Raw genomic sequence first — 26,785 nt, 5'->3', positions numbered from 1 at the left:
CCATATGTCAATTCAGTGACGGGCAGCTTACGCTTCGGCCGGGGTCTCGGCGGTTTCTTCTGCCAGGGCTTCTTCGGCCGGAGCCTCTTCCATCTCGCCCAGGTCAACGCCAGCGGCGCCCAGTTGCGCCGACATGCCGTCCAGAGCGGCGCGGGCGGCCAGATCGCAGTAGAGCGCGATTGCGCGGGCTGCGTCGTCGTTGCCGGGGATGATGTAGTCCACGCCATCGGGCGAGCAGTTGGTGTCAACCACAGCCACAACCGGGATACCCAGTTTGTTGGCTTCGGCAATCGCCAGTGCTTCTTTCTTGACGTCGATGACAAACAGCAGATCCGGAACGCCGCCCATCTCGCGGATACCGCCCAGCGAAGCCTGCAGCTTGTGCTGGTCACGCTCCATGCCCAGACGCTCTTTCTTGGTCAGGCCTTCGGCACCCGATTCCATGGCTTCATCGATCTGGTTCAGACGGTTGATCGACTGGGAAACTGTTTTCCAGTTGGTCAGGGTGCCGCCTAGCCAGCGGTGGTTCATGAAGTACTGAGCCGACTTCTCGGCAGCTTCGGCGATCGGCTGAGCCGCCTGACGCTTGGTGCCGACGAACAGGACGCGGCCGCCTTTGGCGACGGTGTCACGGATGACCTGCAGCGCCTGGTCCAGCATCGGAACGGTCTGGGTCAGGTCCATGATGTGGATGCCGTTGCGGGCGCCGTAGATGAACGGCGACATGCGCGGGTTCCAGCGCTGAGTCTGGTGGCCGAAGTGAACGCCAGCTTCCAGCAGCTGGCGCATGGTGAACTCGGGAAGAGCCATGCTATTTTTTCCTTTCCGGTTTCTTCCTCGGCGGGGGTTTCAGAGCGGATGCTCCAACCGGCGGTCTTGATGGGGATGTCTCCCCCAAAAAGGCCAAACCCCGCCTGCGGGTTTGAATGGCGCGCGTATACGGCAGGATCAGATGGGGTGCAAGGGTTAAATACCCTTATTTTGCAGGGCTCGCCAAAGGCCTGGCCAGCGCGTGCGCGTGACGCACCGCCGCCTCGCAATGAGCGGCCAGCGCCTTGCGGTCGGGGAAGTCGCTGACACGCGCCGGGCTGTGATAAATCAGCTCAACCGAGCCCTGCCGCCGCGCCGCCAGTGTCTTGAGCAGATGAGGTGCAAAATCCATATCTCCCCACCAGCCGTAGAAGCGGTCCGGCTGCCCCTCTGGCGCGTGAAACACTACTGACACCGGCTGCACATACATGAAATCGCGCAGCTCATCGGAAAAGAAGGCGGCAAACAGCGTGGTCTTGAACGGCAACACCCGCAGCCCGTCGGTTGAGGTGCCCTCGGGGAAGAACAGCAGCTTGTGCCCCGCCTTCAGTCGCTCCTCGAACAGCTTGGTCTGCTCGTGCGCCTTTTTGCGGTCGCGCTCGATGAATACGGTGCCGGTGGCGCGGGCCAGCCAACCGATGCCGGGCCAGTTCGCGACCTCGGCCTTGGAGACGAAGTAGATCCGTTTGCGGGCGTTGAGCGCGAAGATATCCAGCCAGGAAGAATGGTTGGCCACCACCGCCCCCGGTTCCTTCATCAGCTCGCCCGAGGTGCGAAACCCGATGCCAAGAATGCGGAACGCGTTCCTGCAGACAAACTGACTGATATAGGGCGTGACCGGGCGGTGCAGGCCGTAAAGAGGCCGCTCGATCATCCGCACGGCGAGCAGAATGAACAGCCCGCCAAAAACCAGCACCGCCAGCGGAAGGCCGCGCAGAATCACCAGCAGCCCGCCGATTACGCCGACCTTGACCGGATCGGGATCATCCTCGCTGTTCCAAAGCGCGTCCATCAGTCCGCTTGCGCCCCGCCATAGATGCGCCGCTGCCGCTCGTTCATGCGGGCTGTGTCGAGGATCAGGCAGACGTCGGTGGTGTTGAAGGCGTGGTCGATATAGGCCCCCTCGCCAACAAACCCGCCAAGCCGCAGATACGCCTTGATCAGCGCCGGAACTTCAAGCATCGCTTTGCGCCGGTCTAGATCCTCGGGCTCCATCAGGTTCATGTCCACATAGTGCTGCGGCTGCGTGCGCACGCGCAGATCGGGCGGCGCCAGATGGTTGTGATGCAGCATCGACAGAGGCTGCGCCAGCGCCTGAACATCGGTACCGTGAAAGCTGGCGACGCCGAACAGCACTTCGATCCCGTGCTCGGCCACATAACCTGCCAACCCGTTCCACAGATGATACATCGCCGTGCCGCCGCGATAGTCGGGATGCACGCAGGACCGGCCCAGCTCCAGCAGCTTGCGGCCGCTCTGTTTCAGCACCGACAGGTCGTATTCATCCTCGGAATAAAACTGCCCCATCGCCTGCGCCCGGTCGCCGCGCAGCAGGCGGTAGACGCCAATCACCTGGCCCGAGCCGTCATCAATGGCCAGCATGTGGTCGAAACAGGGATCGAACCGGTCGCGCTCGAGGCCCGCCTCATGATCGACCATCTCGCCGCCGCCTCCCAACTCGCGCACGAAGACGTCATAGCGTAGCCGCTGGGCGGCGCGCAGCTCATCCTCGGTCTCGGCGATCTTGACGGTAAAGGCAGGCCCGCGATCCGGCATTCACGCTCCGTTTGTCAGGAAAATTGGGACGCCGCGCTGATACAGCACATTCGGCGACAAAGGCAATATCCGCCGCAGGATAGATGCGGATGTTAACTATTCATCAACCTGTTTCACGGATCAAAGACGGGCATCAGGGCGATGCGCGCGCCGTCGATCACCACCTTCCCCTGCTCGCGGAAATTTACGGTGATCTTGCCGCCGATATTGGACTGCACCTGTCCTATGCCCCAATCGGGGAAATCGGGGTGGCGGACGTACATGCCGGGTGCAAGAATGGCATTCAGATCTGTCATGCGCGGCTCTGCTTGGGGTCAGGATGGCGGATGCTACAGGAGGTATGCATGGGCGAAAGCAACGTCAACCTAGCCGCTCTGATCGGTTCGCGGATCTGCCACGATCTGATCAGCCCGATCGGCGCCATAACCAACGGGCTCGAGCTGCTGGATATGGCCGGTGGCGTGCACGGGCCGGAGATGGAGTTGATCTCGGACAGCGTCGACAATGCCGGTGCCCGCATCCGGTTCTTCCGCATCGCCTATGGCGCGTCCGGAGAACAGTCGCTGGGCCGGTCCGAGGTTGCGGGGCTGCTCGGCGACCTCAGCCGCATCGGGCGGGTCAAGACCCATTGGGGCCCGGTCGATGCCAAGCCGCGCGGCGAGATCAAGCTGGCTTTTCTGGCCCTGCAGTGCTGTGAAACCGCGATGCCGTTCGGCGGTACGGTAGAGGTCGCCTGCGACGAAGGGCGTTGGAGCGTAACCGGAACAGCCGACAAGCTGAACATCGACCCCGATCTATGGCAGGGGCTGAGCAAGCCGGGCTCTGGCGGACCAATCACGCCGGCGCTGGTCCAGTTCATGCTGCTGCCGGATGTGGCGGCAGAGATGAATCGCCGGGTGCGGGTCGAAACCACCGCCACCCAGCTCACCATCCGGTTCTGAGGCGCCGTCTTACCCGGCGCGTGTCGTGCCGTTGCCGCGCACCAGATATTTGAAGCTGGTCAGCTGCGCTGCCCCCACCGGGCCGCGCGCGTGCATCTTGCCGGTGGCGATCCCAATCTCGGCGCCCATCCCGAATTCCCCGCCATCGGCAAACTGGGTCGAGGCGTTGTGCATCAGGATGGCGCTGTCGAGCCGTTCGAAGAACCGCGTGGCGGCGGCCGGATCCTCGGTCATGATGCAGTCGGTGTGGTTCGAGCCGTATTGGCGGATATGGGCGATGGCGGCGTCGATATCCTCGACCGGTTTGGCGGCAATGATGCTGTCGAGGAACTCCTTGCCCCAGTCGGCCTCGGTGGCGGTGGTGGTGCCGTCGGCGGCCAGTGCGCCGTCGGCATGCACTTCGACCCCGGCGGCCAGCAGCGCCGCGATGGCGTCGCGGCCAAGGCTGTCGGCCACATCCTGATGCACCAGCAGGCATTCGGCAGCGCCACAGATGCCAGTGCGCCTGGTCTTGGCATTCAGCACCACATCCAGCGTCTTTTGCGGATCGGCGGCCTTGTCGATATAGATATGAACGATGCCCTCGAGATGGGCAAAGACCGGCACCCGCGCCTCGCGCTGCACCAGCCCCACCAGCCCCTTGCCACCGCGCGGTACGATCACGTCCACGTGGTCGGTCATGGTCAGCAGTTCCTGCACCGCCGCACGGTCGCGGGTCGGCACCAACTGGATTGCATCCTCGGGCAGGTTCGCCGCCTTCAACCCCTCGACCAGACAGGCGTGGATGGCGGATGAGGAGTGAAAGCTCTCCGAGCCACCCCGCAGGATCACTGCGTTGCCGGATTTCAGGCACAGCGCGCCCGCATCCGCCGTCACATTGGGGCGGCTTTCATAGATCACGCCGATAACCCCCAGCGGCGTGCGCACCCGCCGGATATTCAGGCCCGAGGGCATGTCCCATTCGGTCAGAACCTCGCCCACCGGATCGGCCTGATCGGCCACGGTGCGCAGCCCGTCAACCATGCCCTGAACGCGCGCGTCGTCCAGCATCAGACGGTCCATCATCGCCGGGCTCAGGCCCTTTTCGCGGCCATATTCTAGGTCCTTGGCATTGGCCTCGATGATCGCGGTGCGGTTGGCCCAGACTGCGTCCGCCGCCGCGATCAGGGCGGCGTGTTTGCGTTCGGCGCTGGCAAAGGCCAGCTCTTTCGAGGCGGCCTTGGCGCGGGTGCCGAGGTTAGCCATCAGGGCGGGAATGTTGTCGAGGTCCTTCATCGCGGGCGCCTTTCGGGTCGGTCGGGATTGCGTATTTCTAGCAAGAAGAAGCGTCAGAGCGCCATATCATCGCGGTGGATAAGCGCCGCACGGCCGGGATACCCCAGTGTTGGCTCGATTTCCGAGGATTTGCGCCCCTTGATCGCGTCCGCCTCCTGCGCGGTATAGCGGCTGAGCCCCTGCCCCAGCTTGCGGGCGCCGGGCCCGAGGATCGCAACCGGATCGCCGCGCCCGAAATCGCCGGTCACTTCGGTGATGCCCGCCGGCAGGAGGCTCTTGCCGTTGGAGAGCGCAGTGGCCGCGCCCTGATCGACCACGATCTCGCCGCGCGGTTTCATCGCGGAAATCCAGCGCTTGCGCGCTGCCTGCGGGTCGAGTGTGGCGGTGAACCAGGTGCAGTTTGCACCATCTTCAAGCGTTTTCAGCGGGTTGAGGGGTGATCCTTCGGTGATTGCCATGTCGCAACCCGCCGCCGTGGCCATCTGCGCTGCCATCAGCTTGGTTTTCATCCCGCCTTTGGAAAGCCCTGAGCCTGCGTCGCCAGCCATTGCTTGGATCTCGGGCGTGATGCGCTCGATGACGTCATAGCGGATGGCATTGGGGTCCTCGTTCGGGTTTCCGGAATAGAACCCGTCCACATCCGACAGCAGGATCAGCTGATCTGCGCCCACCGTCACCGCGATCTGGGCGGCCAGCCGGTCATTGTCGCCATAGCGGATCTCATCGGTGGCCACAGTGTCGTTTTCATTGACGATCGGGACCACGCCCAGCCCCAGCAGGGTCTCCAGCGTGGCGCGGGAGTTCAGGTAGCGGCGACGATCCTCGCTGTCCTCAAGCGTCACCAGCACCTGCGCGGTGGTGATATCGTGCGGCGCCAACGCCTCTTCATACGCGCGGGCCAGACGAATCTGGCCGACGGCGGCGGCGGCCTGCGACTGTTCCAGAGGCAAGGCAACAGCAGATAGGCCCAGAACCCCACGCCCGAGCGCGATGGAACCGGAGGAGACAAGAATGACATCCGTCCCCTGCCCTTTAAGCCAGGCCACATCCTGCGCCAGCGAGCGCAGCCAGTCCGAGCGCAACAGCCCAGTGTCCCGGTCCACCAGCAGCGCCGAGCCGATCTTGACCACCAGCCGCCGAGCCGACCTCAGGGTTGCCAAGGCTGTGCCTCCTCGACGGGTTTCAGCCGCAGGCGATCCTCGTCAATGCGGGCACGCAGGGCGCGCAGCACGTCGGTCACGCCTTGGCGCGCAACGCCGGACATGGTCATGACGGGGGCGCCAGCGGCCTCTTCAAGTTCGGAGCGGGCCAGTTCAAGCTCTTCTTCATCCAGCGCGTCGATCTTGTTCAGCACGGTGATGCGGGGCTTGTCGGCGAGATGGCCGCCATAGGCCTCAAGCTCGTGAATGATGGTGGTGTAATCTTCGGCCACGGTCTCGGACGTGCCGTCCACCAAATGCAGCAGCACGGCGCAGCGTTCGACATGGCCCAGAAACCGGTCGCCGATCCCGCGCCCCTCATGCGCGCCTTCGATCAGGCCGGGGATGTCGGCCACCACGAATTCGGCATTGTCCACGCCGACGACGCCCAGATTGGGGTGCAGCGTGGTAAACGGATAGTCGGCGATTTTGGGCCGCGCGTTCGAGGTTGCGGCCAGAAAGGTTGATTTGCCCGCATTGGGCATCCCCAGCAGGCCTACATCTGCGATCAGCTTGAGGCGCAGCCAGATGGTGCGCTCGATCCCCGCCTGACCGGGATTGGCCCGGCGCGGGGCCTGGTTGGTGGCCGACTTGAAATGCAGGTTGCCGAAACCGCCATTGCCGCCGCGTGCCAGCAGAACCCGCTCACCCACCTCGGTCAGATCGGCGATCACGGTTTCTTCGTCCTCGTCTAGGATCTCGGTCCCCACAGGCACCCGCAACACGATTTCGTCGCCGTCCTTGCCGGTGCGCTGCTGGCCCCGGCCCGGTTGTCCGTTCTTGGCAAAGAAATGCTGCTGATAGCGGAAGTCGATGAGCGTGTTCAGCCCCTCGACCGCCTCAGCCCAGACCGAGCCGCCCTTGCCGCCGTCGCCGCCATCGGGCCCGCCATATTCGATGTATTTTTCGCGCCGAAAGCTGACGCATCCGCCACCTCCGGCCCCGGACCGGATGTAGACCTTTGCAAGATCGAGAAATTTCATGAGGGCTCCCTACTGCAAAGGCGGCGGCGCGCCAAGTCAGAGTTTTCGGCTGTATGTCCAGGTGGGCACGGCCGCATTGCGGGCGACCGAATAGCTTTCGGCATCTCCCAGATACTGGAACCCGCAATGGGTTAGCACCCGGGCCGAGGCCGGATTGTCTTGAAAGACGCTGGCGAACATGGTGGCGTTGTCCAACGGATTGGCCTCGACCAATGTCTGAACCGCCAGCGAGGCAACGCCGGTGTTCCAGAAGATCGGAGCGACCCAGTATCCCACTTCGGACTGGTTCCGGTCCATCTTTTCCAGCGAGATCAGACCCATCAACTCGGGCCCGCCATCCTTGGTCGCGTCCATGGCCCAGACGTCCTCGTCCCGGTCTTCGGACATCGCCCGCAGGACAAACGCCTCGGTCATGCCCGGAGGCACGGGATGCGGGATTGACGTTGTCATCAGCGCCACGCGCTCGTCGCTGGCGTAATGCTCGATCAGGCCCATGTCAGACCGGCGCAAGGGGCGCAGGTCGAACCGCTCGGTTTCGATGACCGGCTGATTTATTATCTGTTCAAGTTTCATATGTGTGCTCCTCCTCCGAACAACACAAAAAGGACGGACGCGACGGTCAGGCCCGCCAATGTCCACATCAGATATTTCTCGGCAGCCCGTCCTGCAACCGCATGGGCGATCCTGTCGCCGGCAAAGGTCCAGATCGGGTGCAACACCAGCTGACAGCTCAACAGACAGAGAGCGATCGTGAGTGTCGCATCAAATGTTGACGTTCCCGTGGCAACGAAGCCGGTAAAGCCCGCGACGATCATCGCCCAGGCCTTGGGGTTGAGCGGGTGCACGATCAGCCCGGCCCAAAAGCCCGGTGCCCGGTCCGCCGCCCGCCCCGGTGCGAGGCGCAAGTTAGCAACTTTCCAGGCAAGCCAGCAAATATAGGCTGCCGAGGCGTATTTCAGGACCGTGAACAGCCACGGCACCTGCTCTGCCAGTTCCATAAGTCCAAAGCCCACCGGCCAGATCACCAGTTGCTTGCCAAGTGCCACACCCGCCACAAACGGCAGCGCTGCGCGAAAGCCATAGCGCGCGCCTGTCGCCAGCAGGGCCATGTTGGCCGGGCCCGGTGTGCCGACCTGCGAGGCGGCAAAGATCAGGAAACTGGTGGTTGCGACGGCCATGGCAAAGACAGTTCAAACCTTGGTGAAAAACGAGAAAGGGGACCGGCATGTTCTGCCGGTCCCCCATGAATTTTCTCTTAACCTTCTTGGGTCTCGGCTTACTCTGCGGCCTCCGCCACTGGCAGGACCGAAATAAAGGTGCGGTTTTTCAGTCCCTTGTGGAACTTCACGGCGCCATCGACGGTTGCAAAGATGGTGTGATCCTTACCCATGCCTACGCCTTCGCCCGGCCAGAACTTGGTGCCGCGTTGACGTACGATGATGTTGCCTGCGATGGCGGCCTGGCCACCATACAGTTTCACGCCAAGGCGGCGACCAGCTGAGTCGCGACCGTTACGGGAGGAACCGCCAGCTTTCTTATGTGCCATTCTCTCTCTCCTTAGCCTTTGGCCAGCTCTTTGGCCTGCTCAACCCATTCGGGTTTCACTTTGACCGTTTCGATAGCAGCAATCTGCTCATCCGACAAGGCGGCCAGAGCGGCAAAGCTCTCGATACCAGCCTCGGCCAGCTTCTTGGCGGCGGCGGGGCCGACACCGGTCAGCTGGGTCAGATCGTCGGCAGCGGCAGCGGCCGGTGCTTCGGCTTTTGCAGCTTTCTTGGCAGGCTTTGCCGCCGGGGCAGCTTCGCCGGCCGGGGCCGACCCGGTTGCAGCCTTGACGCCCGACTTCTCTGCACCCGAGGCGAGGATGTCGGTGATTTTGACCAGGGTCAGCTTCTGACGGTGGCCAACGGTGCGCTTCGAGCTGTGCTTACGACGGCGCTTGACGAAGTTGATGACCTTGTCACCCTTGATCTGTTCGATCACTTCGGCCTGAACGGCGGCACCATCGACAAACGGCGCGCCAACGACCGGAGCGTCACCGCCCAGCATCAGTACGTCGTTGAATTGAACTTTTTCACCTGCGTCGGCAGCCAGTTTCTCAACGCGGAGCATATCGCCCGCCTGAACCTTGTACTGCTTGCCGCCAGTCTTGAGGACCGCAAACATGCGTCTTTCCTTTTCATCACCGCGTTCTGTGGTCCCCGGGATTCCGGGTGTTTCGGCTTGCGCCACCTCGAACAGCGCGCCCGTTTGTCGGGCGGGTTTGAGGCCCCTGAGACATCCCCGTGGGCCAAATAATAACAAGACCCGGCACGGGTGTTCCGGCCGGGATGCGCGCTTATCCGGGCATTCGGGACAAATGTCAACCGGATTCGGGCGTCTAGAGATCTGTCGCCGTCAGTGCCAGCGCGACGGCCAGTCCCAGCTCATAAGAGATGCTGTCATACATCGCGTCAAACCCCTCAAAAAGGGCCGCGTTCAAGGCTTGCCCTGCCCCGGTTCGAGAAAAGGCGATATTCTCGCGCATCTCGGCTTCGCTCAGGGGCTGGTAGGCCATCAGCAGAAAGCCATAGAGCCACGCGGTGGTTTCGGCCCGGGTTTCATCCTGCTGGTCCAGCAGATCCGACAGCATCACCCCGTCATCCCGTTGGGCACCGTGCCCTTCGGCCATTCCACGGTAGAAGTTGAAATCGGCGCTCAGCGCGCCCTTTACATTCTGCGCCACCAGATCGTTGACCGAGATATATTCCTCGACCAGCCGAAACCGTGCGTCCTGTTGATCGATCTCTTCGTAATAGGTCCGCGCCGCCTCTTCTATGGCGGGCGTTGCAAACGCCCTGCGGGCCGAGTTCTCCAGCGAGATGATCGTCTGCCCTAGATCGCCTTCAAAGAAGGTGGCGGCCTGCGCGCGCTGTTCTGCCGTCATACCATCGGCCAGTGCTTTCCGCAGACCGGCCTGCATCTCATCGGCGACATAGATCCGTTGGATCTGCTGGTCGAAGGGCTGTCCGCCCTCGCCGCCCAGCATCTGATCGTCCAGTTCCCGACCGTACTTCAGCCCCTCATCGCGCAGGATCTCCACCACTTCGTCCAGGCGAAGCGCCTGCGCCAGCCGGTCCAACGTCTCGTCCGCCGCCACCGGCAGTGCCCAAACGCACATCGCAGCCAGTGTCAGCAGCGCCAAACGCATCAGATATCCTGCGCCGGGTGCAGATCCGCCATGCGGGTGGCCAGAATCTCGAACCGGCCCGCCATGATCTCGTATTGCACCGCGTTCAGCAGCTCATAAACCTCCTGCATCAGCGGCTGTTCCAGCGCTTCGACATAGGTGTCCACATCCTCATCCGAGAAATCCTGATAGGTATAGGCGGCGCCCGCCAGCGCCGAGAGTTGCAGCGCACTGCGCATCGAGGCCTCATTCTGGCGCAGCATTGCGCGCAACTCGTCCGCATCCATCTTCAGATCGACCACACCGGCAGCACTGGCCGCCAGCAGAAAGCGCACCTGGATCTCCTGCAAAGCCCGCAATGCCGTGCCGCTGGAATCGATGGCACGGTTCATCCGCTTGAGTGATTCCACCCGCTGCGAACCCTCCTTGACCAGATCGGCGACGATGGCCTGCCCGTCCTGCTGCTTGACCGTGTCATCCTCGATCATGTGTGACGCATTCTCGGCCTCGACCAGCCTCTGTCCAAGATCTGTGGCATAGAACTCAACGGCATGGGTCAGCGCCTCGTCACTCAGCGTTTGTTCCAGGATCGAAACGGCGATCTCACGCATGGTTTTGGTGTCGAAAACCTCCTGAGTCAGCCGCTTCCAGTCCGAGCCAAAAACACCCGGGTCGACGCCAAGCATCTCGGGTGCGGAAGATGAGGCAAAGGCGATGCTGTCCAGCGCCACATCAAAGCCGGTTGTCGTCAGAAAAGCCTCGATCCGTGCGCGGTCGGCGGCACGGGCCGGCGTGGTGGCGATCAACAGGGCCAGAACGGGTAAAACGATCAGCGGGGCGCAACGGCGCAAAACATGTCTCATACTCTTTAGCCTAGGTGATTTCAGGCCATGGGCAACGGAAAATCGGATGCGGTGCGAAATCCCGAAGTTTCTGCTTGCACCCCCGGTCAATCATCACTAAATCCCCCCCTCACAGACCCCCGCGGAGAGGTGCCGGAGTGGTCGAACGGGGCGGTCTCGAAAACCGTTGTGGGTGCAAGCCCACCCAGGGTTCGAATCCCTGTCTCTCCGCCATGATCTTCCTGCTGGAACTTCCAAAATGACGCCCTGTGACAGCCGGGGCGGGTTTTGCCATGTCTTGGGCGTCACCACACCTCGCATCATCGATAAGGGAAGACCATGACAGAAGATCAGATCCGTCTCCGCGAAGGCCGCGCCCTGCTGATCGGCATGTGGGGCAACCTGTTCATGGGGGCCGCCGGTGTCGTCGCGGCGATCCTGTCTCATTCGGATGCCATTCTGGTGGACGGCCTGTTTTCGCTCATCGGCTTCACCTCGGCCCTGCTGGGGCGCCGGGTCAGCGCCACGGTGCATGCCGGGCCCGACCGGTTGCGCCCCTTCGGCTATGCGGCGGATGAAGCGATCTTCGCCACCTTCCGGGCGCTGTCGCTGCTCGGGCTGGTGCTGTTCGCGATGTCGGGCGCGGCGATGAACATCTACGGCTATCTCACAGGCGATCCGCCGGTGCCGCTGAAATTCGGTCCGCTGATCGTTTATTTCGTCCTGATCGGGCTGACCTGTGCATTGCTGTGGTTCATCCACCGCCGGGCCTGGAAACGGACCGGCGAGAGCAGCGATATTCTGCGGATGGAGGCCACGGCAGCCGCCTTCGACGGCATCATCACCGCGGCGGCGGGCCTGGGCATGGCCGGGATCTACTTCCTGCAGGACACCGCGCTGTCGGTGATCACGCCGGTGGGGGATTCGATCATCGTGCTGCTGCTCTGCTCGACCGTCATTGCACGCTACATTTCCGATTTCCGGCGCGGGCTCGCGGAACTGGCTGGTGTCACCGCTGCGCCTGAGCACATCGCCACCACTCGCCGCGCTGCGCGGGCTGCATTGGGTGAGGATGGCGGAAGGCTCAACGATCTGTCGGTCACCAAGCTGGGGCGCAGTTTTCAGGTGGCGGTCTATTACGATCCGGGCCGCCCGGTTCTGGCGCAGGAGATCGACACGCTGAACCTGCGTCTGCAACATGACATCTCCGCCGTCCTGCCCGGCGCCGATGTCATCCTGCTGGCCACCGCCTGGGGACGCAGTTGGCCCGCCACGATGGACCCACGGAGCAATCCGCGCCCGTGACCATCCTGTCTGCGGACGCGCGCCAGAGGCCCCGTATGGCCCGGTGCAAAGGCACGCAGTGCCGCCGGGCCGCGCCCTCCCTCCCCCATGGGAGGGCGCATTGGCGAAGTCGCGCATCGCTCATCCGTCGTTCAGGGCTTTTGAGATAAGCCGCTGACCGCAGCCGTAATCGGCGCCCGCCCGAGGGAGGACACTGCCCTCTGTTGGTCCAGAGATGAACGTTTTGTCAGTGGCGCGCGCTATCCTCGGCCAACCACCGTCAGAACAACGTAAAAGGCCGGACTTCCCGGCCCGGCCTTCTGTCTCGTCTTGCCCCGGATTATGCGCGGCGACGGCGTCCGCCTCCGCGGCGGCCACGGGCGCCCTCGCCCGCGGCGCCTTCGGCTTCGGGGGCCTTGTTGAACTTGATCCACGCACCGCCATGCGGGTCATTGTTGGTCAGAAGGTTGGCGGCACGGATGGCCTCCATCTCCTTGCCCGCACGCGGCAGGGTCGAGCCCAGACCGAACAGTTGGCAGAAGGTCTCATCATCCATGTCTGGCGGCAGGATCACGCCTTTGGCCTCAACCTCGGCCTTCTTCTCGGCCAGCTTCTTGGGGCCGACCGGCAGCGCCACCGGGTTCATGATTGCCGAGGTCATGCCAGCCGCCATCGCCATCGGCAGGAAGGCGTTGTTGATGCCATGCCGGTTCGGCAGACCGAACGAGATGTTCGATGCACCACAGGTGGTGTTCACGCCCAACTCTTCGCGCAGGCGGCGGACCAGCGCGAACACCTGCTGACCGGCCGTCGCCATGGCGCCGATGGGCATCACCAGCGGGTCGACCACGATGTCATGGGCCGGAATCCCGAAATCGGCGGCCCGTTCCACGATCTTCTTGGCAACGTCGAAGCGCACATCGGGGTCTTCGGAAATCCCGGTGTCGTCATTCGAGATCGCCACCACCGGCACGTTGTATTTCTTGACCAGCGGCAGAACCAGCTCCAGACGCTCTTCCTCGCCGGTGACCGAGTTCAGCAGCGGTCGACCCTCAGCCGCTTCAAGGCCAGCCTCCAGCGCGCCCGGCACCGAGGAGTCGATGCAAAGTGGAACCTCCACCAACCCCTGCACCAGCTCGACGATCTTGGTCATCAGCGGCGGCTCGGTCTCGTTCGGGTTGGGGTTCGAGTTATAAACCACGCCCGCGTTTATATCGAGTACGGTGGCGCCTGCGGCCACCTGTGCCAGTGCGTCTTTCTCGACGGTCGAGAAATCGCCCGCTTCCAGTTCGGCGGCCAGTTTCTTGCGGCCTGTGGGGTTGATCCGCTCGCCGATCACGCAAAACGGCTCGTCAAAGCCCAGAACGGCAGTTTTTGTTTTTGATTCTACGACTGTACGGGTCATTGCCGATCCTTAGGAGTTTGCAGGCTTCGCCGAAGCGCCGCCATTGTTGATGGCCCAGTTGGCGTTGGTCTTGATGCCGCCAAGCGGGAAGAAATGCACGGATTCGATGTTGAAATCTGGGTTCGCGGCCTTGTGTTCGGCCAGCTCGGTGATCACGTCGTTGGGCTCATACGGCAGCAGCAGCTTGGAGACGTCCATGGCGCGCTTCTGCAGCACTTTCAGCGACGGGCCGACGCCGCAGGCGATTGCGAACTTGATCAGGGTCTGCAGCTTGGCCGGACCGGCGATCCCGATATGGATCGGAATATCCACACCCGCCGCCTTGACCGAGTTGGCCCATTCGATGATCGGCTTGGCCTCGAACGCGAACTGCGTGGCCAGCGCCATCTGCGCGTCGGTGCGCTCGCTGAATTTCTGTTTCCACTGAAGCGCTTCGTCGACGTTCTTGTTAGACCCGTCGGGGTCGATATCCTTGTTGCCCTCGGGATGGCCCGCTACATGCAGGCGCTTGAAACCCGCCTTGTCGAACAGGCCGGTCTCCATCAGCTGCATCGAGCTGTCGAAATCTCCATGTGGCGTGGCCACGCCACCGGCCAGCAGCAGCGCCTGATCGACGCCCGCCTCGCCCTGATACATCGAGATCCAGTTTTCCAGCGTGGCGGCATCTTTGATGATCCGCGCCGGGAAATGCGGCATCACCGGATAGCCCTCAGCTGCGACGCGCTTGGCGGTCTTGACCATGTCCTCGATCGGGGTGCCCTCGATATGGGCGATGTAGACGCGGGTGCCTTGCGGCAACAAAGCGCGGAAATCGTCGACCTTCTCGGCGGTGCGCGGCATCACCTCGATCGAATAGTTCTTGAGGAAAGCCTCGACGGTCGGATTCACCGGGCCGGGTTCGACCGCATCACGTTTCTTGAAGTTCAGCAAAGCCATTACGGCCTCCCATAAAGATGTGGGGCTTATGCCCAACCGTCATTGGCGATCAGGGCCTTGATGCGATCCTGATCGTATTCCGTTTCCAGACGCAGCGCCTGCGCCTCGGCGATCTCGGACGGATCGCCCTCGACCGCAAAGGGTTCGGCCTTGCGCCACTCGGCCAGGTAGGCATCGCTATCCTTCGCATTCACCTTCATTGCGGCACGGTCGATGGCTTGTTCGAACCGCTCCTCCAGCTGCCGTTTGGCCCCGCGCCGGCCCTTGCCGACGATGACCTGAGCCGGGATGTCGCGCCAGTATACGATGGTGACGTCGGGCATCGCTTTTTGATTCCTCCTAACCTGATGCACAGGTTCTAAACGGCAATGTGGGTCCGGGTCGGTCGATTTTCGACATGTGCCGTATGTGCAGCGACCTTTTCGCCCACGATGGGATACAGGGCATGTACCTTATTTTCCCGCATTGGCAGACATCAAAATACTCATCACTTTAATGAGCCGCTTGCGTGATGTGGGCACGCGACCTATGGTCGGGGTAACTCGAAATCGGAGGGCGTGTGACATGGCGCCCAAGCGTCCCAGAGGTGCGGGCGCGTTCCCGAAAGCGGTCGAAAGCCCCGCGCCTGGCAGGCCCGATCCCGACGCTCTTTATGCAGCGCTTGATCTGGGTACAAATAGCTGCCGCATGCTGATTGCCCAGCCCAAGGGCAGTGGGTTCCATGTGGTGGACAGTTTCTCCAAGTCCGTGCAACTCGGCGCTGGGTTGGAGCGGACCGGGCGGTTGTCGCGGTCCTCGATGTCGCGCACCGTGCAGGCGCTGCGCATCTGCCAGCAAAAGCTCAAGCGCAACAAGGTCAAGCGGATGCGCCTGATCGCGACCGAGGCGTGCCGCCGCGCCAAAAACGCGCGCGATTTCATCCGGCAGGTCAAGCGTGAGACCGGGCTGACGCTCGAGATCATCCAGCCCGAGGAAGAAGCACGCCTTGCCGTGATCTCCTGCGCGCCGCTGGTTTCCACCAAGACCGAGCAGCTGTTGGTCGTCGATATCGGCGGCGGCTCGACCGAGCTGGTATGGATCGACATCTCGTCCATACCGCGCCGCGACCGGCCTTCGGCGATCATGCGGCTGCATGCGGGATTCCATCCGGTCGAAAGCCCGTTTCCGGCGGCCAAGGTGGTCGATTGGATCAGCGTGCCGCTGGGCGTGGCCACCTTACGCGACCAGTTTCATGATGTTGAAGACGACGCTGCCCGCTTCGCGCTGATGAGCTGGTTTTTTGAGGAGAACCTCGCCGATTTCGCCCCCTACAAGGACGAACAGGCGCGCGAGGGGTTTCAGATCGTCGGCACTTCTGGAACGGTCACCACAGTGGCCGCCAGCCATCTGGGGCTCAAGCGCTATGACCGCACCAAGGTGGACGGGCTGCGCATGACCAGCGATCAGATTGACAAGGTCATACGCGGTTATCTAGAACTCGGGCCCCAGGGCCGCCGCCGCGATCCCCGTATCGGCGAGGATCGTCAGGCCCTGATCATGTCCGGCTCGGCCATCTTGCAGGCGCTTTTGCGGCTCTGGCCCACCGACCGCCTCTCCGTGGCGGACCGGGGGCTGCGCGAAGGGCTGCTCTATGCGCAGATGAGCGCGGACGGCGTATTGGAAGACGGACCGTTCTGATGGCGAAGACACCGAGTGGAAAGAACACCTCGGGTCGCGGGCAGCGCGACCTGAAGGTCAAGGTGAAGACTGCGCGCGGGCGCAAGCTCAGTTCGACGCGCTGGCTGCAGAGGCAGCTCAACGACCCTTATGTCAAGCGAGCGCAGGCCGAGGGCTATCGCGGGCGCGCGGCCTTCAAGATCCTGGAGTTGGACGAGAAATACCGCTTTCTGGTACCGGGCGCACGGGTGGTCGATCTGGGCTGTGCGCCGGGCGGCTGGTGTCAAGTGGCGGTCAAGCGGGTGAATGCGCTGGGTGAGAAATCCGGCAAGAAGATCGGCACGGTGCTGGGCATCGACCTGCAGGAGGTCGAGCCGATTGCCGGAGCCGAGATCCACCTGCTCGATTTCATGGAAGATGATGCCGACGAAAAGGTCAAAGAGTGGCTGGGCGGCAAGGCGGATGTGGTGATGTCGGACATGGCCGCCGCCTCATCCGGGCACAAGCAGACCGATCATCTGCGCATTATCTCACTATGCGAGACGGCGGCTTACTTTGCGTTTGACGTGCTGGAACCGGGGGGCACTTTCGTGGCCAAGGTTCTAGCCGGTGGGGCCGAAGGCGATCTGCAAAAACTGCTGAAGCAGAAATTCACCAAGGTGGCGAATGTCAAACCGCCCTCTTCACGGTCGGACAGTTCCGAGAAATTCGTGGTTGCCACAGGTTTTCGAGGCGACTGACGCGATCAGTCCCGCAAGCTTTGTATGCCAGGCAGCTGCTGTTTTCTGAACGACGCCATCGCAATCCCCTTCAACAGCTTTGCATCGGATTTGCTGATATAGGTGCAAGCCGGTTTGGGCTTTGGGATGTTTTGCTCGGGTCCTGCGCCACTCTCTCGTTGGCGGATCAGATCAAAGATCGCGGCGTGCCGATGCTGGCCTTCGTGGTACATGAATCACCTGTTAACAACACCGGGGCGCACATTGCCCCTGCCCTACACTTGCAGGTAATTTGGCCGTGAAAACGGCGGGAACCGGGCAATCGCGTGCCGTATCACGGCTGCAATACCCGCTGCGCTGTGAGAGGCTATGTGGATGTGTCATCCGTTGGGGCAGGCTTCAGGTCGATCAGTGCCCCGTTGAATTCAGCCCCCAGAATCAGGATCACGGCGCAGAGGTAGAGGAAGATCAGCGCCGCCATGGCGCCCGCCAGCCCGGCGTAAGTGGCACTGTAGGTCGCGAATTGGCCTACATAGATGGAAAACCCCCAACCTCCCGCGGCCCAAAGCGCCAGTGTCAGCAGCACGCCCGGCAGGATCTGGATCAGGCTGTGCCGGTGCCCGGGCAGCAGCGCGTGAAAGGCCAGCACCATCCCAGCGGGCATCGCTACTGCGAAAATCCAGCTCAGTCGGTCCACCGACAGCCATTCGACCGCCTCGCCCGTACCCGGGATCGGAAGCGTGTCGGTGACCAGCCGGGTATAGACCGGCAACACCACCTCGAACGCAGCGGCGGCCAACAGGGCGGCTCCACCCCCGATCACCAGCGCGATGCACAAAAGGCGGGATTTCCAGAACGGGCGTGTATCCTCATCGTGGTAGGCCTGAGTCAGCGCCATCCGCACCGCGTTTACCCCGTTCGACGCAAACCAGACCGCCAACAGGCCGCTCAGCGTGATCACACCGGATTTGTCCCCTGCCAGCACCGCGCGCAGCTCGGCCACGATCGGATCGGCCACCTCGCTGGGCCAGGCGCCGAGGATCAGGTCGATTAACTCGTCGGTCACGTAATCCTGTGACAGGCTGCCCGCGAGCGCCACGGTGAACAGCATGAAGGGAAACAATGCCAGCATCATCGACATCGCCACATGGCTGCTCATGACAAAGCCGTTCTTGGTGACAAACCGGCGCAGGGCCAGCCACAGGGCTTTGAGCGGCAACAGGATGGCAGGATTCGCAACGCGGGTCATACCGTTACCCTAGACCGCCCGCGCGCCCGGCAGAACCCCCACACGACCCGCCGATAACCGCCTGCGGCCATTGCACAATCCGATCACAGGGTGCAACACTGTCCACACGCACTAATTTGGTCCCGGGCATCCCTGCCCCGACCCCGCAAACGGCAGAGAACCGGAACGCGCATGGCCTATGACAGCAACGACCCAAACGGCCCCATCCGCTTGAGCCTGTCTGCGATGCGGGACATCGCCATCGTCCTGACGCTGGCGATCTTTGCGCTCTATGCCGGGGCCGGCTTTCTGATCCCACTGACCGTGGCGCTGCTGGTCAATGTGCTGATCATCGCGGTCAGCGATCGGGTGGTGGCGTGGGCGTCGGTGCCGGTCTGGCTGGCCAATCTGGCCGGGATCACGGTGGTGCTGGCGGGCCTGTTCATGATCATGTTCGTGCTGGGCAATCAGGCCACGCAATTTGCCCGCGCCGTCGGGACCTATGAAAGCCAGTTCGATACTGCGGTCAGCCGCATTACCGGTCTGGTCGGCAATGAGGTCACGGAGTTCATTCGCGACAACCTAATCAGCATCGACATGTCGCTGGTCGCGCGCACGGCATTGGGCAGCGCCACCTCGCTGGTGAACCAATTCCTGCTGATCAGCCTCTATGTCGCTTTCCTGATGGCCGAGCGTCTGGCCTTTCGCAACAAGATCCGGCTGGCTGCGCGCAGCCCGGAACTGGGGGCCGAGCTGGCCTCGATGATGGATGCAATCTCGTTTAGCCTGCAGCGCTATGTAGGCGTCAAGACCTTCATCAGCGCGATGACCGCCGCGATCAGCTATGCGGTGTTCCGCGCGCTGGGGCTGGAATATGCCGAGACCTGGGCGGTGCTGACCTTTGCGCTGAACTTCATCCCCTCGATCGGGTCGATCATCGCGGTGATCTTTCCCGCGCTGGTGTCGCTGGTGCAGTTCGAGAGCATCGGGCCGTTTCTGGTCATCGTCTTCGGCTGCGGAACGCTGCAATTCGCGATCGGCAATTTTGTGGACCCTGCCCTGCTGGGCCGCTCGCTCAACATGTCGACTTTTCTGGTCATTCTGGCGCTGACGTTCTGGAGCACCATCTGGGGCGTCATCGGCGCGTTCCTCAGCGTCCCGCTCACCGTCTGCATCCTGATCGTCTTCAGCCATGTTCCAGCACTCAGGCCGGTGGCGATCCTGATGTCGCTGGACGGGCGGCTGAGTGATGACGACACGGATGCGCGCTGACAGTTTGACGATGGAGCAGCCTCTGTTCATCGGCTCCGAAATCTATCGGGGTTCGACCTACGGGTCCAAACATCCGCTGGCGATCCCAAGGGTCTCGACGGTCATAGACCTCTGCCGCGCGCTGGGTTGGCTGCCGCCCGAGCGCTACCGCGCCAGCCCGCGCGCCAAACCCGCAGCACTGACGCTGTTTCACACACCCGAGTACATCAGGGCCCTGCAAGAGGCCGAGCGTCGCCAGCAAGTGAGTGAGGCCATCCGCGCCCGCCATGCACTAGGCACCATCTCGAACCCGGTCTTTCCCGAGATGTACCGCCGCCCCGCCACCGCTGCGGGTGGTTCGATGCTGGGCGCCGAGCTCATTGCCAAGGGCGGTGTCGTCTACAACCCCGGCGGCGGCACGCATCACGGGTTTCCGGATCGCGCGGGCGGGTTCTGCTATCTCAACGATCCGGCGCTGGCGATCCGAACACTGCTGAACAAGGGGCTCAGCCGCATCGCCTATGTCGATATCGACGCCCATCACTGTGACGGGGTCGAGGCGGCGTTTCATGGTTCGAACGCGGTGCGGATGATCTCGGTGCACGAGGCGCGGCGCTGGCCCTTTACCGGCACGCTTGAGGATGACGGGGGCGGGTCCGCCTTCAATCTACCGGTGCGGCGCGGGCTGAACGATGACGAGTTCGCGCTGATCCTCGATCAGATGATCCTTCCCGCTGTTGCGGCACACCGGCCCGAGGCCATCGTGCTGCAATGCGGGGCGGATGCGGTGGCCGAGGACCCGCTGTCCCGGCTGGCTCTGTCGAACAACGCCCATTGGCGCGTGGTGGCGGCGCTGCATATGCTCACGCCCCGCCTGCTGGTTCTGGGCGGCGGTGGGTACAACCCGTGGGCGGTGGCGCGGCTCTGGTCCGGGGTCTGGGCGACGCTGTCCGGGCACGAGATCCCCAACCATCTGCCGCCTGAGGTACAGTCCATTCTGCGCGCCCTGACCTGGCGCCGTGCCGCCGGACGCACGCCGCCCGAGCCGTGGCTGACCACCCTGCGCGATGCTCCACACCCGGGTCCGATCCGCGATGAAATCCGCGCTGACGTCCAAAAACTGGCTGATCGCATATAACCGCGAACCCAAGGTTTTTCCGCAGTGGCCGTCTGAACCGCCGATGCCGCGTCGCAAGCGATTGGGTCGTTTTGCACCAGAACATGGCGGATCGTTGACACGGCCACCGATTGGGTCCGTATATACACGGGCGCGCCGTAATCCGGGACCCGACGAAAATCATGTGGACCGCAATCGTCACCCTGTTCCTCGCCGGGCTGTTTCTGACGGCTCTGTTCTGTGCGCTACGTGCGGCCCAAACGGCGCGCACACCGCAAGGCGCGGTCGGCTGGGTGGTGTTTCTGCTGGCAGTCCCTTGGGCGGGCGTTCCGCTCTACCTCTTTCTGGGACACCACCGCTTTCACGGCTATCGCGTCGCCCGGCGCGAAAGCGAGCGGGTTGTCGCGAGTATCAAGGCCTTCGGCGAAAGCGCCCGGCCCGATCCTGAAACCCTGACCATCAACCCGCGCCCGTTCGAGGAACTGGCCCACCTGCCCGTATCGCGCGGCAACGGCGCGGATCTTTTGATCGACGGTGAGGCGACGTTTCATGCCATCTTCGAGGCGTTGGATGCGGCCGAGCACTACATCCTGCTGCAATTCTATATCGTGCGCGATGACGAGCTTGGGCAGGAACTGCAAGACCGCCTGATCGCCGCCGCCAGACGCGGTGTGCATGTACGCTTCATGACCGATGCGGTCGGCAGCTATTCTCTGCCCGATAGCTACTACGAAACGATGCGGAATGCCGGTATCGACACGGCGGACCCCCGCGACCAACGCGGCCCTAATTTCCGTTTCCAACTCAATTACCGCAATCACCGCAAGACGGTGGTGGTGGATGGCCGCGTGGGCTTTGTCGGCGGTCACAATGTGGGGGTTGAGTATCTGGGCCAGGACCCGAAATTCGGCCCCTGGCGCGACACCCATGTCCGGGTGCACGGCCCCATCGCGCTGCAACTGCAGTTGATCTTTGCCGAGGACTGGCACTGGGCCCGCAGCGAGGACCTGCTCGACCTGCTGCATTGGGAGATTGAGCCGTCGGAGGAGGATATGAACGCCCTCATCGTCGCGACCGGGCCCGGCGACAGCTCGGAAACCGGTGCGATGATGTTCTTCGCCGCCATTGCCGAAGCCCGCGAACGGGTCTGGATCGCCTCGCCCTATTTCGTCCCGGACCTCGACATCATGAGCGCCCTCAAACACGCCGCCATGCGCGGGGTGGATGTGCGCATTCTGGTGCCGGATGTGATCGACCACCGAACCCCCTGGCTGGCCGCCTTCGCCTATTTCGACGAGATCCGAGACTGTGGCGTGCGTGTTTTTCGCTATACCGACGGGTTCATGCACCAGAAGGTCTTTGTGGTGGACGATACGCTGGCCGGTGTCGGTACGACCAATCTGGACAACCGCTCTTTCCGGCTGAATTTCGAGGCGATGGCCTTGTTCTTCGACACCCGCGCGGCGACAGCGGTCGAAGCAATGCTTCTGGACGATTTCGCAGCAAGCAACGAACTGACCCGTAAGCTGCAGCAACAATCCCTCTACATCCGTTATGGCGCGCCGCTGGCCCGTCTGTTCTCTCCTATCCTCTGATCGACCGCCCCGTTTCTGACGGATCTCCCTCAAAAAAAAACACAATTTGTGATAGGCACCGGCCCGAACTGCGCTAGTCTCAACTCGAAACACCAGGAACAGGGAGACGCCGCAATGAGATACCTGATGACCGCAAGTGTTCTGGCGCTGGGGTTGGTGGCCACGGCGCAGGCCGCCGAGTTCAAATGGGCCTCAACCACCGATCCGCAGACCATGGACCCGCATGCGGTCAACTCGGCCCCGGTTCTGGGGTTTCTCAACAACGTCTACGAAGGGCTGGTGCGGCGCGGCAAGGACATGACCGTGGAGCCTGCTCTGGCGACCAGTTGGGAGGCGATCGGTGACGGTGAAGGCTGGCGGTTCAAATTGCGCGAAGGGGTGACGTTCCACGATGGCAGCACCTTTGATGCGCAGGATGTGCTGTTCTCGTATCAGCGCGCGTCCAGCGAGGCCGCCGATACCAGCAGCTGGTTTGCCCCTGTCTCCGAGGTCAAGATCGTCGATGACTACACGGTCGATATCCTGACCAACGCGCCGAACCCGATCTTTCCATCCTCCATCGCCAACTGGATGATGATGGACAGCGGCTGGGCCGAGGCCAATGACGCCGTCGCGCCGGACAAGGAAAGCGGCAATTACGCCACCATCCACGCCAACGGTACAGGCGCCTTCAAGGTCACCGCGCGCGAACCCGGGCTGCGCACCGTTCTTGAACCTTTTGAAGGCTGGTGGGGCGAGGCCGAGCACAATATCACCCGCGCCGAATTCACCCCAATTCAGAACCCGGCCACCGCCGTGGCGGCGCTTCTGTCGGGCGATGTGGACATGATCAACCCGGTGCCCATTCAGGACGCAGGCCGACTCGAAGGCAATGCCGAGGTCAAGGTGATCAAGGGGATCGAGGCGCGTGTGATCATGCTGGGTTTCCCGCATGAGGCCGAGACACTGAAATACGGCGCGGATGCGGGCAAACCCAACCCGTTCGCCGATGTCCGCGTGCGCAAGGCGGTGGCTCACGCCATAAGCGTCCCGGCGATCCTGCGGACCATCATGCGCGGCCATGCGGAGGAGGCCTCGCAACTCGTGAGCCCGGCCATGAGCGGCTATTCCCGCACGCTGGCCAATCGCCCGCCCTTTGACGTGAACGCGGCACAGGCGTTGATGGCCGAGGCGGGCTATGCGGACGGGTTCTCATTCGGTCTCAAATGCCCCAATGACCGCTACCTGAATGACGAGGCGGTGTGTCAGGCCGTGGTCTCGATGCTGGCCAAAGTCGGCATGCGGGCCGAGCTGGACGCCATGCCGGTGCGCAACTACTGGCCCGAGCTGCGCGAGGACAAGTACGACATGTACCTGCTGGGCTGGTCGCCGGGAACCTTCGATGCCGAACATCCGATCCGCTTTCTGGCCAGCACTCCCAACCCGGAAAAGAAGCTGGGGAGCTGGAATTTCGGCGGGTTCTCCAATGCCCGGGTGGATGAGCTATTGCCACAAATCCAGTCCGAGCTGGACGAAGGCGCCCGTCAGGCGATGCTGGATGAAGTGGTCCGGATCCTGCAGGAGGAGCAGGCCTATGTGACGCTCTATGTGCAACCGCTGGTCTGGGGCACCCGCGCTAATGTCGAGGTTACACAACGGCCCGACAATTTCTTCATTCTGCGCTGGGTCAAGGTGAGCTGATGCTGACAACTATCTGACGCAAATGACTAAACAGGGAGGAGAGAACCATGAAACACCTGAAATTCGGACTAGCACTTCTGGTGTCCCTGTGTTTTCTCTCCGTCCCCGTCTGGGCCTGGCGGTCGTTGTCGGCGCCTTTCGCCCTGCCCGACCCCGCCTCATCCGGCGAGGTCGAAACCGAGGGCGCAAGTATTCACTACATGACCTTCGGCGATACTGAGGGCCTGCCGGTGCTCCTGCTGCACGGCGGGTTGGGCGCTGCCGAGGATTTCGGCTCCCAAATCCCGGCTCTGTCCGAGCAGTATCGCCTGATCGCGATTGACAGCCGGGGGCATGGGCGCTCGACGGATGACGATCAACCCTACTCCTATACGCTGATGGCCCGCGATGCTCTGGCCGTCATGGACGCGCTGTCACTCGACAAAGCGGCTATTGTCGGATGGTCGGATGGCGGCAACATCGGTTTGGAACTGGCGATCACGGCGCCAGAACGGGTGACGGGGGTGTTTGCCATCGGGGCGAATTACGATGTGTCAGGCGTCAAACCCTCGGCTGGCGGAGATGGCTTGGTCGGCCAATATGTCGGCTATGCCGTTGCGCAATATGGCGCCATCTCACCCACCCCGGACAGCTTCGGGCCGTTCTCGGAAAAGGTCTTTGCGATGTGGGGATCGCAACCCAGCTTTTCCGAAGACCAGCTACGCGGGATTGCAACCCCGTTCGTCGTTGCCGCGGGCATCTACGAGGAAGCAATTGATGAGGCGCATACTCGTCGCATGTCCGACCTGATCCCCGACGCCGAATTGCTGCTGATCGAAAACGCCAGCCACTTCGCCCAATGGCAACAGCCCGAGGTGGTAAACGCCGCGATCCTGGACTTTCTGGGCAGCCTGAACGCCGACTGATCGCCCAGAATCCTTCAACGGTTCTTTTCCGGTTTCCGCCGGAATGGCTGTTGACACCTGTAACAATTCGCGGGACCAACTTGATCCATGCTCGCCTATGTCATTCGCCGCGTTTTCCAATCCTTCGTCGTCCTGCTGGTCGTCGGGCTGGTCGCCTTTTCCATGTTCCGCTTTGTCGGCGATCCCATCGACAACATGCTGGGACAGGAGCGCACGCAGGCCGACATCGACCGTTTGCGCACGGAGCTGGGCCTCGATCAGCCGTTCCCGGTACAATATTTCAAGTTCCTGCAGGGTGCGGCGCAGGGCAATTTCGGCGTCTCCTATAGGCAAGGTCGCCCGGTCGCTACCATCATCTCCGAGCGTGCGCCCGCCACGCTGGAACTGGCGCTGGTTTCGGGGTTTTTTGCCATCACGATGGGCATCGCGCTCGGTGTCTTCACCGCGATCCGACGACGAGGGATCGCGGCCAATCTGATCATGACGCTCAGTCTGATCGGAGTTTCTCTGCCCACCTTCCTGATTGGCATTCTGCTGATCTACGTGTTCTCGGTCGAGCTGGACTGGCTGCCTAGTTTCGGGCGCGGAGAGACGGTTAAGGTCGGCAACTGGTCCACAGGGTTTCTGACAGCTTCGGGCCTCAAGGCCTTGATTCTGCCCGCAATTACCTTGGGTCTTTACCAGATGACCCTGATCATGCGGCTGGTGCGGTCAGAGATGCTTGAAGTGCTGCGCGCCGACTATATCCGCTTTGCTCGCGCCCGGGGTCTGACCGATCGGGCGGTGAACTTTCACCATGCGCTCAAGAACACGCTGGTGCCGGTGATCACGGTGACCGGCCTGCAGCTGGGCTCGATCATCGCCTTTGCCATCATCACCGAAACGGTGTTCCAGTGGCCCGGCGTCGGGCTTCTGTTCATCAACGCCATCCAGTTCGTGGATATCCCGGTGATGGCGGCGTATCTGATGCTGATTTCAGTGATGTTCGTGACCATCAATCTGATCGTCGATCTGCTCTATTACGCCATCGACCCGCGCCTGCGCATCGACGGGAGGACCGCATGACCGAAGTGACTCAGAAACCCGTCGAGGCCAAACCCTCGCGCCTAGCCGAGTTCTGGGACAGCGATTTCGTCTGGTCCTTCCGCCACTCGCCGGTGGCCATCGTGGCGCTGTTCATCGTGGCGGTGCTGCTGCTGGCAGCACTCTTTGCGCCCCTGATCGCGCCGCATGACCCGTTCAATCCGGCCACACTGAACCTGATGAACGGCTTCACCCCACCGGGTGAGCCCAATGCGTTCACGCAAGAAACCTTCCTGCTGGGCACCGATGATCAGGGCCGTGATGTGTTTTCGACCATCCTATACGGCCTGCGCATCTCGCTCTTCGTGGGCATCTCGGCGGTGGTGCTGGCGATGATCGTCGGCGTCATTCTCGGGCTGGTCGCGGCCTATGTCGGCGGTTGGACCGAGACGCTGATCATGCGGGTCGCAGACGTACAGCTGACCTTTCCGGCCATTCTGGTGGCGATGCTGATCTTTGGCATCGCCAAGGGTTTCACCCCGCCGGAATACCGGGACGAGATGGCGATCTGGGTGCTGATCATAGCCATCGCCCTGTCAGACTGGGTGCAGTTCGCCCGCGTGGTGCGCGGCGCGGCGCTGGTCGAGAAGAACCGCGAATACGTGCAGGCGGCGCGGATGATCGGCCGCTCGGGTCCTGCGATCATGATGCGGCACATCCTGCCCAACATCCTGTCACCGGTGCTGGTCATCGCCACCATCTCGTTGGCGCTGGCGATCATCGCCGAGGCAACGCTGTCCTTCCTCGGCGTCGGCGCGCCGCCCACCCAGCCTTCGCTCGGCACCCTGATCCGCATCGGGCAGGGTTTCCTGTTCTCGGGCGAATGGTGGATCCTGTTCTTCCCAGCCGTCACCCTTCTGGCGCTGGCTCTGTCGGTCAACCTGCTTGGCGACTGGCTGCGGGATGCCCTGAATCCGAAATTGCGGTGAAT

29 protein-coding genes and 1 tRNA gene are annotated in these 26,785 nt (G+C 62.6%); 12 read left to right on the top strand and 18 right to left on the bottom strand.

Features of this window, described 5'->3' with window-relative positions; genetic code table 11:
• Positions 1 to 27: 27 nt before the first annotated feature.
• The 4 genes from rpsB to AB3N21_RS10145 all read right to left on the bottom strand — a co-directional run bounded on the left by rpsB (position 28) and on the right by AB3N21_RS10145 (position 2,882).
• On the bottom strand, positions 28 to 810 hold the full coding sequence (gene rpsB / locus AB3N21_RS10160; protein WP_367935130.1) for a 30S ribosomal protein S2: 783 nt from the start codon (positions 808 to 810) through the stop codon (positions 28 to 30).
• Between the two features lie 166 nt (positions 811 to 976).
• The gene (locus AB3N21_RS10155) at positions 977 to 1,822 is read right to left on the bottom strand and encodes a lysophospholipid acyltransferase family protein (RefSeq protein WP_367935129.1); all 846 of its coding nucleotides are present in this window, start codon (positions 1,820 to 1,822) and stop codon (positions 977 to 979) included.
• The gene (locus AB3N21_RS10150) at positions 1,822 to 2,586 is read right to left on the bottom strand and encodes a GNAT family N-acetyltransferase (RefSeq protein WP_367935128.1); all 765 of its coding nucleotides are present in this window, start codon (positions 2,584 to 2,586) and stop codon (positions 1,822 to 1,824) included. Before AB3N21_RS10150 ends, AB3N21_RS10155 begins: the two co-directional genes overlap by 1 nt.
• A gap of 113 nt (positions 2,587 to 2,699) precedes the next feature.
• Positions 2,700 to 2,882 (bottom strand): DUF3553 domain-containing protein, encoded by a 183-nt coding sequence (locus AB3N21_RS10145; protein ID WP_171176578.1) that lies wholly within the window; start codon positions 2,880 to 2,882, stop codon positions 2,700 to 2,702.
• A gap of 48 nt (positions 2,883 to 2,930) precedes the next feature.
• Between AB3N21_RS10145 and AB3N21_RS10140 the strand changes: the two genes are divergently transcribed.
• Positions 2,931 to 3,527: a histidine phosphotransferase family protein gene (locus AB3N21_RS10140; RefSeq protein ID WP_367935127.1), complete on the top strand. Its 597-nt coding sequence runs from the start codon at positions 2,931 to 2,933 to the stop codon at positions 3,525 to 3,527.
• A 9-nt stretch (positions 3,528 to 3,536) separates the two neighbouring features.
• On the opposite strand, the gene AB3N21_RS10135 is transcribed toward AB3N21_RS10140, so the two are convergent.
• The 9 genes from AB3N21_RS10135 to AB3N21_RS10095 form a co-directional block, all read right to left on the bottom strand.
• Positions 3,537 to 4,802 carry a glutamate-5-semialdehyde dehydrogenase gene (locus AB3N21_RS10135; RefSeq protein ID WP_367935126.1) on the bottom strand — a complete coding sequence of 422 codons (1,266 nt, stop codon included), beginning with the start codon at positions 4,800 to 4,802 and terminating at the stop codon, positions 3,537 to 3,539.
• A gap of 53 nt (positions 4,803 to 4,855) precedes the next feature.
• Entirely contained in the window at positions 4,856 to 5,962 is a 1,107-nt protein-coding gene (proB, locus tag AB3N21_RS10130; RefSeq protein ID WP_367935125.1) for a glutamate 5-kinase, read from the bottom strand.
• Positions 5,950 to 6,984, bottom strand: a complete 1,035-nt coding sequence (gene obgE / locus AB3N21_RS10125) for a GTPase ObgE (RefSeq protein WP_367935124.1) — start codon at positions 6,982 to 6,984, stop codon at positions 5,950 to 5,952. Before obgE ends, proB begins: the two co-directional genes overlap by 13 nt.
• A gap of 36 nt (positions 6,985 to 7,020) precedes the next feature.
• A complete protein-coding gene (locus AB3N21_RS10120) occupies positions 7,021 to 7,557 on the bottom strand; it encodes a GNAT family N-acetyltransferase (protein ID WP_367935123.1) in 537 nt (178 codons plus the stop codon).
• Positions 7,554 to 8,162, bottom strand: coding sequence for a LysE family translocator (locus tag AB3N21_RS10115; protein ID WP_367935122.1), 609 nt, complete (start codon positions 8,160 to 8,162; stop codon positions 7,554 to 7,556). Before AB3N21_RS10115 ends, AB3N21_RS10120 begins: the two co-directional genes overlap by 4 nt.
• A gap of 98 nt (positions 8,163 to 8,260) precedes the next feature.
• Positions 8,261 to 8,530 (bottom strand): 50S ribosomal protein L27, encoded by a 270-nt coding sequence (gene rpmA / locus AB3N21_RS10110; RefSeq protein ID WP_010440093.1) that lies wholly within the window; start codon positions 8,528 to 8,530, stop codon positions 8,261 to 8,263.
• 11 nt (positions 8,531 to 8,541) lie between these two features.
• Positions 8,542 to 9,150 carry a 50S ribosomal protein L21 gene (locus AB3N21_RS10105; protein ID WP_367935121.1) on the bottom strand — a complete coding sequence of 203 codons (609 nt, stop codon included), beginning with the start codon at positions 9,148 to 9,150 and terminating at the stop codon, positions 8,542 to 8,544.
• Between the two features lie 214 nt (positions 9,151 to 9,364).
• Positions 9,365 to 10,174: a DUF2059 domain-containing protein gene (locus tag AB3N21_RS10100; RefSeq protein WP_367935120.1), complete on the bottom strand. Its 810-nt coding sequence runs from the start codon at positions 10,172 to 10,174 to the stop codon at positions 9,365 to 9,367.
• Positions 10,174 to 11,016: a DUF2059 domain-containing protein gene (locus tag AB3N21_RS10095; protein WP_367935119.1), complete on the bottom strand. Its 843-nt coding sequence runs from the start codon at positions 11,014 to 11,016 to the stop codon at positions 10,174 to 10,176. The genes AB3N21_RS10100 and AB3N21_RS10095 overlap by 1 nt, the downstream gene beginning before the upstream one ends.
• A gap of 123 nt (positions 11,017 to 11,139) precedes the next feature.
• Between AB3N21_RS10095 and AB3N21_RS10090 the strand changes: the two genes are divergently transcribed.
• Positions 11,140 to 11,229, top strand: a tRNA-Ser gene (locus AB3N21_RS10090).
• A 105-nt stretch (positions 11,230 to 11,334) separates the two neighbouring features.
• Complete coding sequence (locus AB3N21_RS10085; protein ID WP_367935118.1) at positions 11,335 to 12,300, top strand: cation transporter; 966 nt, start codon at positions 11,335 to 11,337, stop codon at positions 12,298 to 12,300.
• Between the two features lie 319 nt (positions 12,301 to 12,619).
• On the opposite strand, the gene AB3N21_RS10080 is transcribed toward AB3N21_RS10085, so the two are convergent.
• The 3 genes from AB3N21_RS10080 to AB3N21_RS10070 are packed head-to-tail and all read right to left on the bottom strand — an operon-like array spanning position 12,620 to position 14,943.
• The gene (locus AB3N21_RS10080) at positions 12,620 to 13,684 is read right to left on the bottom strand and encodes a methyltetrahydrofolate cobalamin methyltransferase (protein WP_367935117.1); all 1,065 of its coding nucleotides are present in this window, start codon (positions 13,682 to 13,684) and stop codon (positions 12,620 to 12,622) included.
• 9 nt (positions 13,685 to 13,693) lie between these two features.
• Positions 13,694 to 14,620, bottom strand: a complete 927-nt coding sequence (locus AB3N21_RS10075) for a methylenetetrahydrofolate reductase (protein WP_367935116.1) — start codon at positions 14,618 to 14,620, stop codon at positions 13,694 to 13,696.
• 26 nt (positions 14,621 to 14,646) lie between these two features.
• A complete protein-coding gene (locus tag AB3N21_RS10070; RefSeq protein WP_367935115.1) occupies positions 14,647 to 14,943 on the bottom strand; it encodes a virulence factor in 297 nt (98 codons plus the stop codon).
• A gap of 241 nt (positions 14,944 to 15,184) precedes the next feature.
• On the opposite strand from AB3N21_RS10070, the gene AB3N21_RS10065 reads away from it, so the two are divergent.
• Entirely contained in the window at positions 15,185 to 16,297 is a 1,113-nt protein-coding gene (locus AB3N21_RS10065) for a Ppx/GppA phosphatase family protein (protein ID WP_367935114.1), read from the top strand.
• Positions 16,297 to 17,016 carry an RlmE family RNA methyltransferase gene (locus AB3N21_RS10060; RefSeq protein ID WP_171176608.1) on the top strand — a complete coding sequence of 240 codons (720 nt, stop codon included), beginning with the start codon at positions 16,297 to 16,299 and terminating at the stop codon, positions 17,014 to 17,016. Before AB3N21_RS10065 ends, AB3N21_RS10060 begins: the two co-directional genes overlap by 1 nt.
• Before the next feature lie 5 nt (positions 17,017 to 17,021).
• Here the strand turns inward: AB3N21_RS10060 and AB3N21_RS10055 are convergent, their stop codons facing one another.
• Together AB3N21_RS10055 and AB3N21_RS10050 are read right to left on the bottom strand one after the other, a co-directional pair.
• Entirely contained in the window at positions 17,022 to 17,228 is a 207-nt protein-coding gene (locus AB3N21_RS10055; RefSeq protein WP_171176610.1) for a hypothetical protein, read from the bottom strand.
• Positions 17,229 to 17,362: 134 nt separating this feature from the next.
• Positions 17,363 to 18,244: a YihY/virulence factor BrkB family protein gene (locus tag AB3N21_RS10050; protein ID WP_367935113.1), complete on the bottom strand. Its 882-nt coding sequence runs from the start codon at positions 18,242 to 18,244 to the stop codon at positions 17,363 to 17,365.
• Between the two features lie 171 nt (positions 18,245 to 18,415).
• On the opposite strand from AB3N21_RS10050, the gene AB3N21_RS10045 reads away from it, so the two are divergent.
• The 7 genes from AB3N21_RS10045 (at position 18,416) to AB3N21_RS10015 (ending at position 26,783) form a co-directional block, all read left to right on the top strand.
• A complete protein-coding gene (locus tag AB3N21_RS10045; RefSeq protein WP_367935112.1) occupies positions 18,416 to 19,495 on the top strand; it encodes an AI-2E family transporter in 1,080 nt (359 codons plus the stop codon).
• A complete protein-coding gene (locus tag AB3N21_RS10040) occupies positions 19,473 to 20,612 on the top strand; it encodes an acetoin utilization protein AcuC (protein WP_367935111.1) in 1,140 nt (379 codons plus the stop codon). The genes AB3N21_RS10045 and AB3N21_RS10040 overlap by 23 nt, the downstream gene beginning before the upstream one ends.
• 161 nt (positions 20,613 to 20,773) lie before the next feature.
• The gene (gene cls / locus AB3N21_RS10035; protein WP_367935110.1) at positions 20,774 to 22,186 is read left to right on the top strand and encodes a cardiolipin synthase; all 1,413 of its coding nucleotides are present in this window, start codon (positions 20,774 to 20,776) and stop codon (positions 22,184 to 22,186) included.
• A gap of 114 nt (positions 22,187 to 22,300) precedes the next feature.
• Positions 22,301 to 23,866, top strand: a complete 1,566-nt coding sequence (locus AB3N21_RS10030; RefSeq protein WP_367935109.1) for an ABC transporter substrate-binding protein — start codon at positions 22,301 to 22,303, stop codon at positions 23,864 to 23,866.
• A gap of 47 nt (positions 23,867 to 23,913) precedes the next feature.
• Positions 23,914 to 24,771, top strand: coding sequence for an alpha/beta fold hydrolase (locus AB3N21_RS10025; protein ID WP_367935108.1), 858 nt, complete (start codon positions 23,914 to 23,916; stop codon positions 24,769 to 24,771).
• Between the two features lie 87 nt (positions 24,772 to 24,858).
• Positions 24,859 to 25,836, top strand: coding sequence for an ABC transporter permease (locus tag AB3N21_RS10020; protein ID WP_367935107.1), 978 nt, complete (start codon positions 24,859 to 24,861; stop codon positions 25,834 to 25,836).
• Positions 25,833 to 26,783: an ABC transporter permease gene (locus AB3N21_RS10015; RefSeq protein ID WP_367935106.1), complete on the top strand. Its 951-nt coding sequence runs from the start codon at positions 25,833 to 25,835 to the stop codon at positions 26,781 to 26,783. Before AB3N21_RS10020 ends, AB3N21_RS10015 begins: the two co-directional genes overlap by 4 nt.
• The last annotated feature ends 2 nt before the right edge of the window (positions 26,784 to 26,785 follow it).

The sequence above is a fragment of the Ruegeria sp. genome (genome assembly GCF_040830605.1).
In the GTDB taxonomy this organism is placed as follows: domain Bacteria; phylum Pseudomonadota; class Alphaproteobacteria; order Rhodobacterales; family Rhodobacteraceae; genus Ruegeria.
Note: the sequence above shows the minus strand (reverse complement) of the source record. Positions and strands in the feature narration are given on the sequence as shown.

Excerpts from the sequence above, each read along its gene's own strand:
- rpsB (WP_367935130.1), bottom strand. The coding sequence starts at position 810 with ATGGCTCTTCCCGAGTTCACCATGCGCCAGCTGCTGGAAGCTGGCGTT.
- AB3N21_RS10155 (WP_367935129.1), bottom strand. The coding sequence starts at position 1,822 with ATGGACGCGCTTTGGAACAGCGAGGATGATCCCGATCCGGTCAAGGTC.
- AB3N21_RS10150 (WP_367935128.1), bottom strand. The coding sequence starts at position 2,586 with ATGCCGGATCGCGGGCCTGCCTTTACCGTCAAGATCGCCGAGACCGAG.
- AB3N21_RS10145 (WP_171176578.1), bottom strand. The coding sequence starts at position 2,882 with ATGACAGATCTGAATGCCATTCTTGCACCCGGCATGTACGTCCGCCAC.
- AB3N21_RS10140 (WP_367935127.1), top strand. The coding sequence starts at position 2,931 with ATGGGCGAAAGCAACGTCAACCTAGCCGCTCTGATCGGTTCGCGGATC.
- AB3N21_RS10135 (WP_367935126.1), bottom strand. The coding sequence starts at position 4,802 with ATGAAGGACCTCGACAACATTCCCGCCCTGATGGCTAACCTCGGCACC.
- obgE (WP_367935124.1), bottom strand. The coding sequence starts at position 6,984 with ATGAAATTTCTCGATCTTGCAAAGGTCTACATCCGGTCCGGGGCCGGA.
- AB3N21_RS10120 (WP_367935123.1), bottom strand. The coding sequence starts at position 7,557 with ATGAAACTTGAACAGATAATAAATCAGCCGGTCATCGAAACCGAGCGG.
- AB3N21_RS10115 (WP_367935122.1), bottom strand. The coding sequence starts at position 8,162 with ATGGCCGTCGCAACCACCAGTTTCCTGATCTTTGCCGCCTCGCAGGTC.
- rpmA (WP_010440093.1), bottom strand. The coding sequence starts at position 8,530 with ATGGCACATAAGAAAGCTGGCGGTTCCTCCCGTAACGGTCGCGACTCA.
- AB3N21_RS10105 (WP_367935121.1), bottom strand. The coding sequence starts at position 9,150 with ATGTTTGCGGTCCTCAAGACTGGCGGCAAGCAGTACAAGGTTCAGGCG.
- AB3N21_RS10100 (WP_367935120.1), bottom strand. The coding sequence starts at position 10,174 with ATGCGTTTGGCGCTGCTGACACTGGCTGCGATGTGCGTTTGGGCACTG.
- AB3N21_RS10095 (WP_367935119.1), bottom strand. The coding sequence starts at position 11,016 with ATGAGACATGTTTTGCGCCGTTGCGCCCCGCTGATCGTTTTACCCGTT.
- AB3N21_RS10085 (WP_367935118.1), top strand. The coding sequence starts at position 11,335 with ATGACAGAAGATCAGATCCGTCTCCGCGAAGGCCGCGCCCTGCTGATC.
- AB3N21_RS10080 (WP_367935117.1), bottom strand. The coding sequence starts at position 13,684 with ATGACCCGTACAGTCGTAGAATCAAAAACAAAAACTGCCGTTCTGGGC.
- AB3N21_RS10075 (WP_367935116.1), bottom strand. The coding sequence starts at position 14,620 with ATGGCTTTGCTGAACTTCAAGAAACGTGATGCGGTCGAACCCGGCCCG.
- AB3N21_RS10070 (WP_367935115.1), bottom strand. The coding sequence starts at position 14,943 with ATGCCCGACGTCACCATCGTATACTGGCGCGACATCCCGGCTCAGGTC.
- AB3N21_RS10065 (WP_367935114.1), top strand. The coding sequence starts at position 15,185 with ATGGCGCCCAAGCGTCCCAGAGGTGCGGGCGCGTTCCCGAAAGCGGTC.
- AB3N21_RS10060 (WP_171176608.1), top strand. The coding sequence starts at position 16,297 with ATGGCGAAGACACCGAGTGGAAAGAACACCTCGGGTCGCGGGCAGCGC.
- AB3N21_RS10055 (WP_171176610.1), bottom strand. The coding sequence starts at position 17,228 with ATGTACCACGAAGGCCAGCATCGGCACGCCGCGATCTTTGATCTGATC.
- AB3N21_RS10050 (WP_367935113.1), bottom strand. The coding sequence starts at position 18,244 with ATGACCCGCGTTGCGAATCCTGCCATCCTGTTGCCGCTCAAAGCCCTG.
- AB3N21_RS10045 (WP_367935112.1), top strand. The coding sequence starts at position 18,416 with ATGGCCTATGACAGCAACGACCCAAACGGCCCCATCCGCTTGAGCCTG.
- AB3N21_RS10040 (WP_367935111.1), top strand. The coding sequence starts at position 19,473 with ATGACGACACGGATGCGCGCTGACAGTTTGACGATGGAGCAGCCTCTG.
- cls (WP_367935110.1), top strand. The coding sequence starts at position 20,774 with ATGTGGACCGCAATCGTCACCCTGTTCCTCGCCGGGCTGTTTCTGACG.
- AB3N21_RS10030 (WP_367935109.1), top strand. The coding sequence starts at position 22,301 with ATGAGATACCTGATGACCGCAAGTGTTCTGGCGCTGGGGTTGGTGGCC.
- AB3N21_RS10025 (WP_367935108.1), top strand. The coding sequence starts at position 23,914 with ATGAAACACCTGAAATTCGGACTAGCACTTCTGGTGTCCCTGTGTTTT.
- AB3N21_RS10020 (WP_367935107.1), top strand. The coding sequence starts at position 24,859 with ATGCTCGCCTATGTCATTCGCCGCGTTTTCCAATCCTTCGTCGTCCTG.
- AB3N21_RS10015 (WP_367935106.1), top strand. The coding sequence starts at position 25,833 with ATGACCGAAGTGACTCAGAAACCCGTCGAGGCCAAACCCTCGCGCCTA.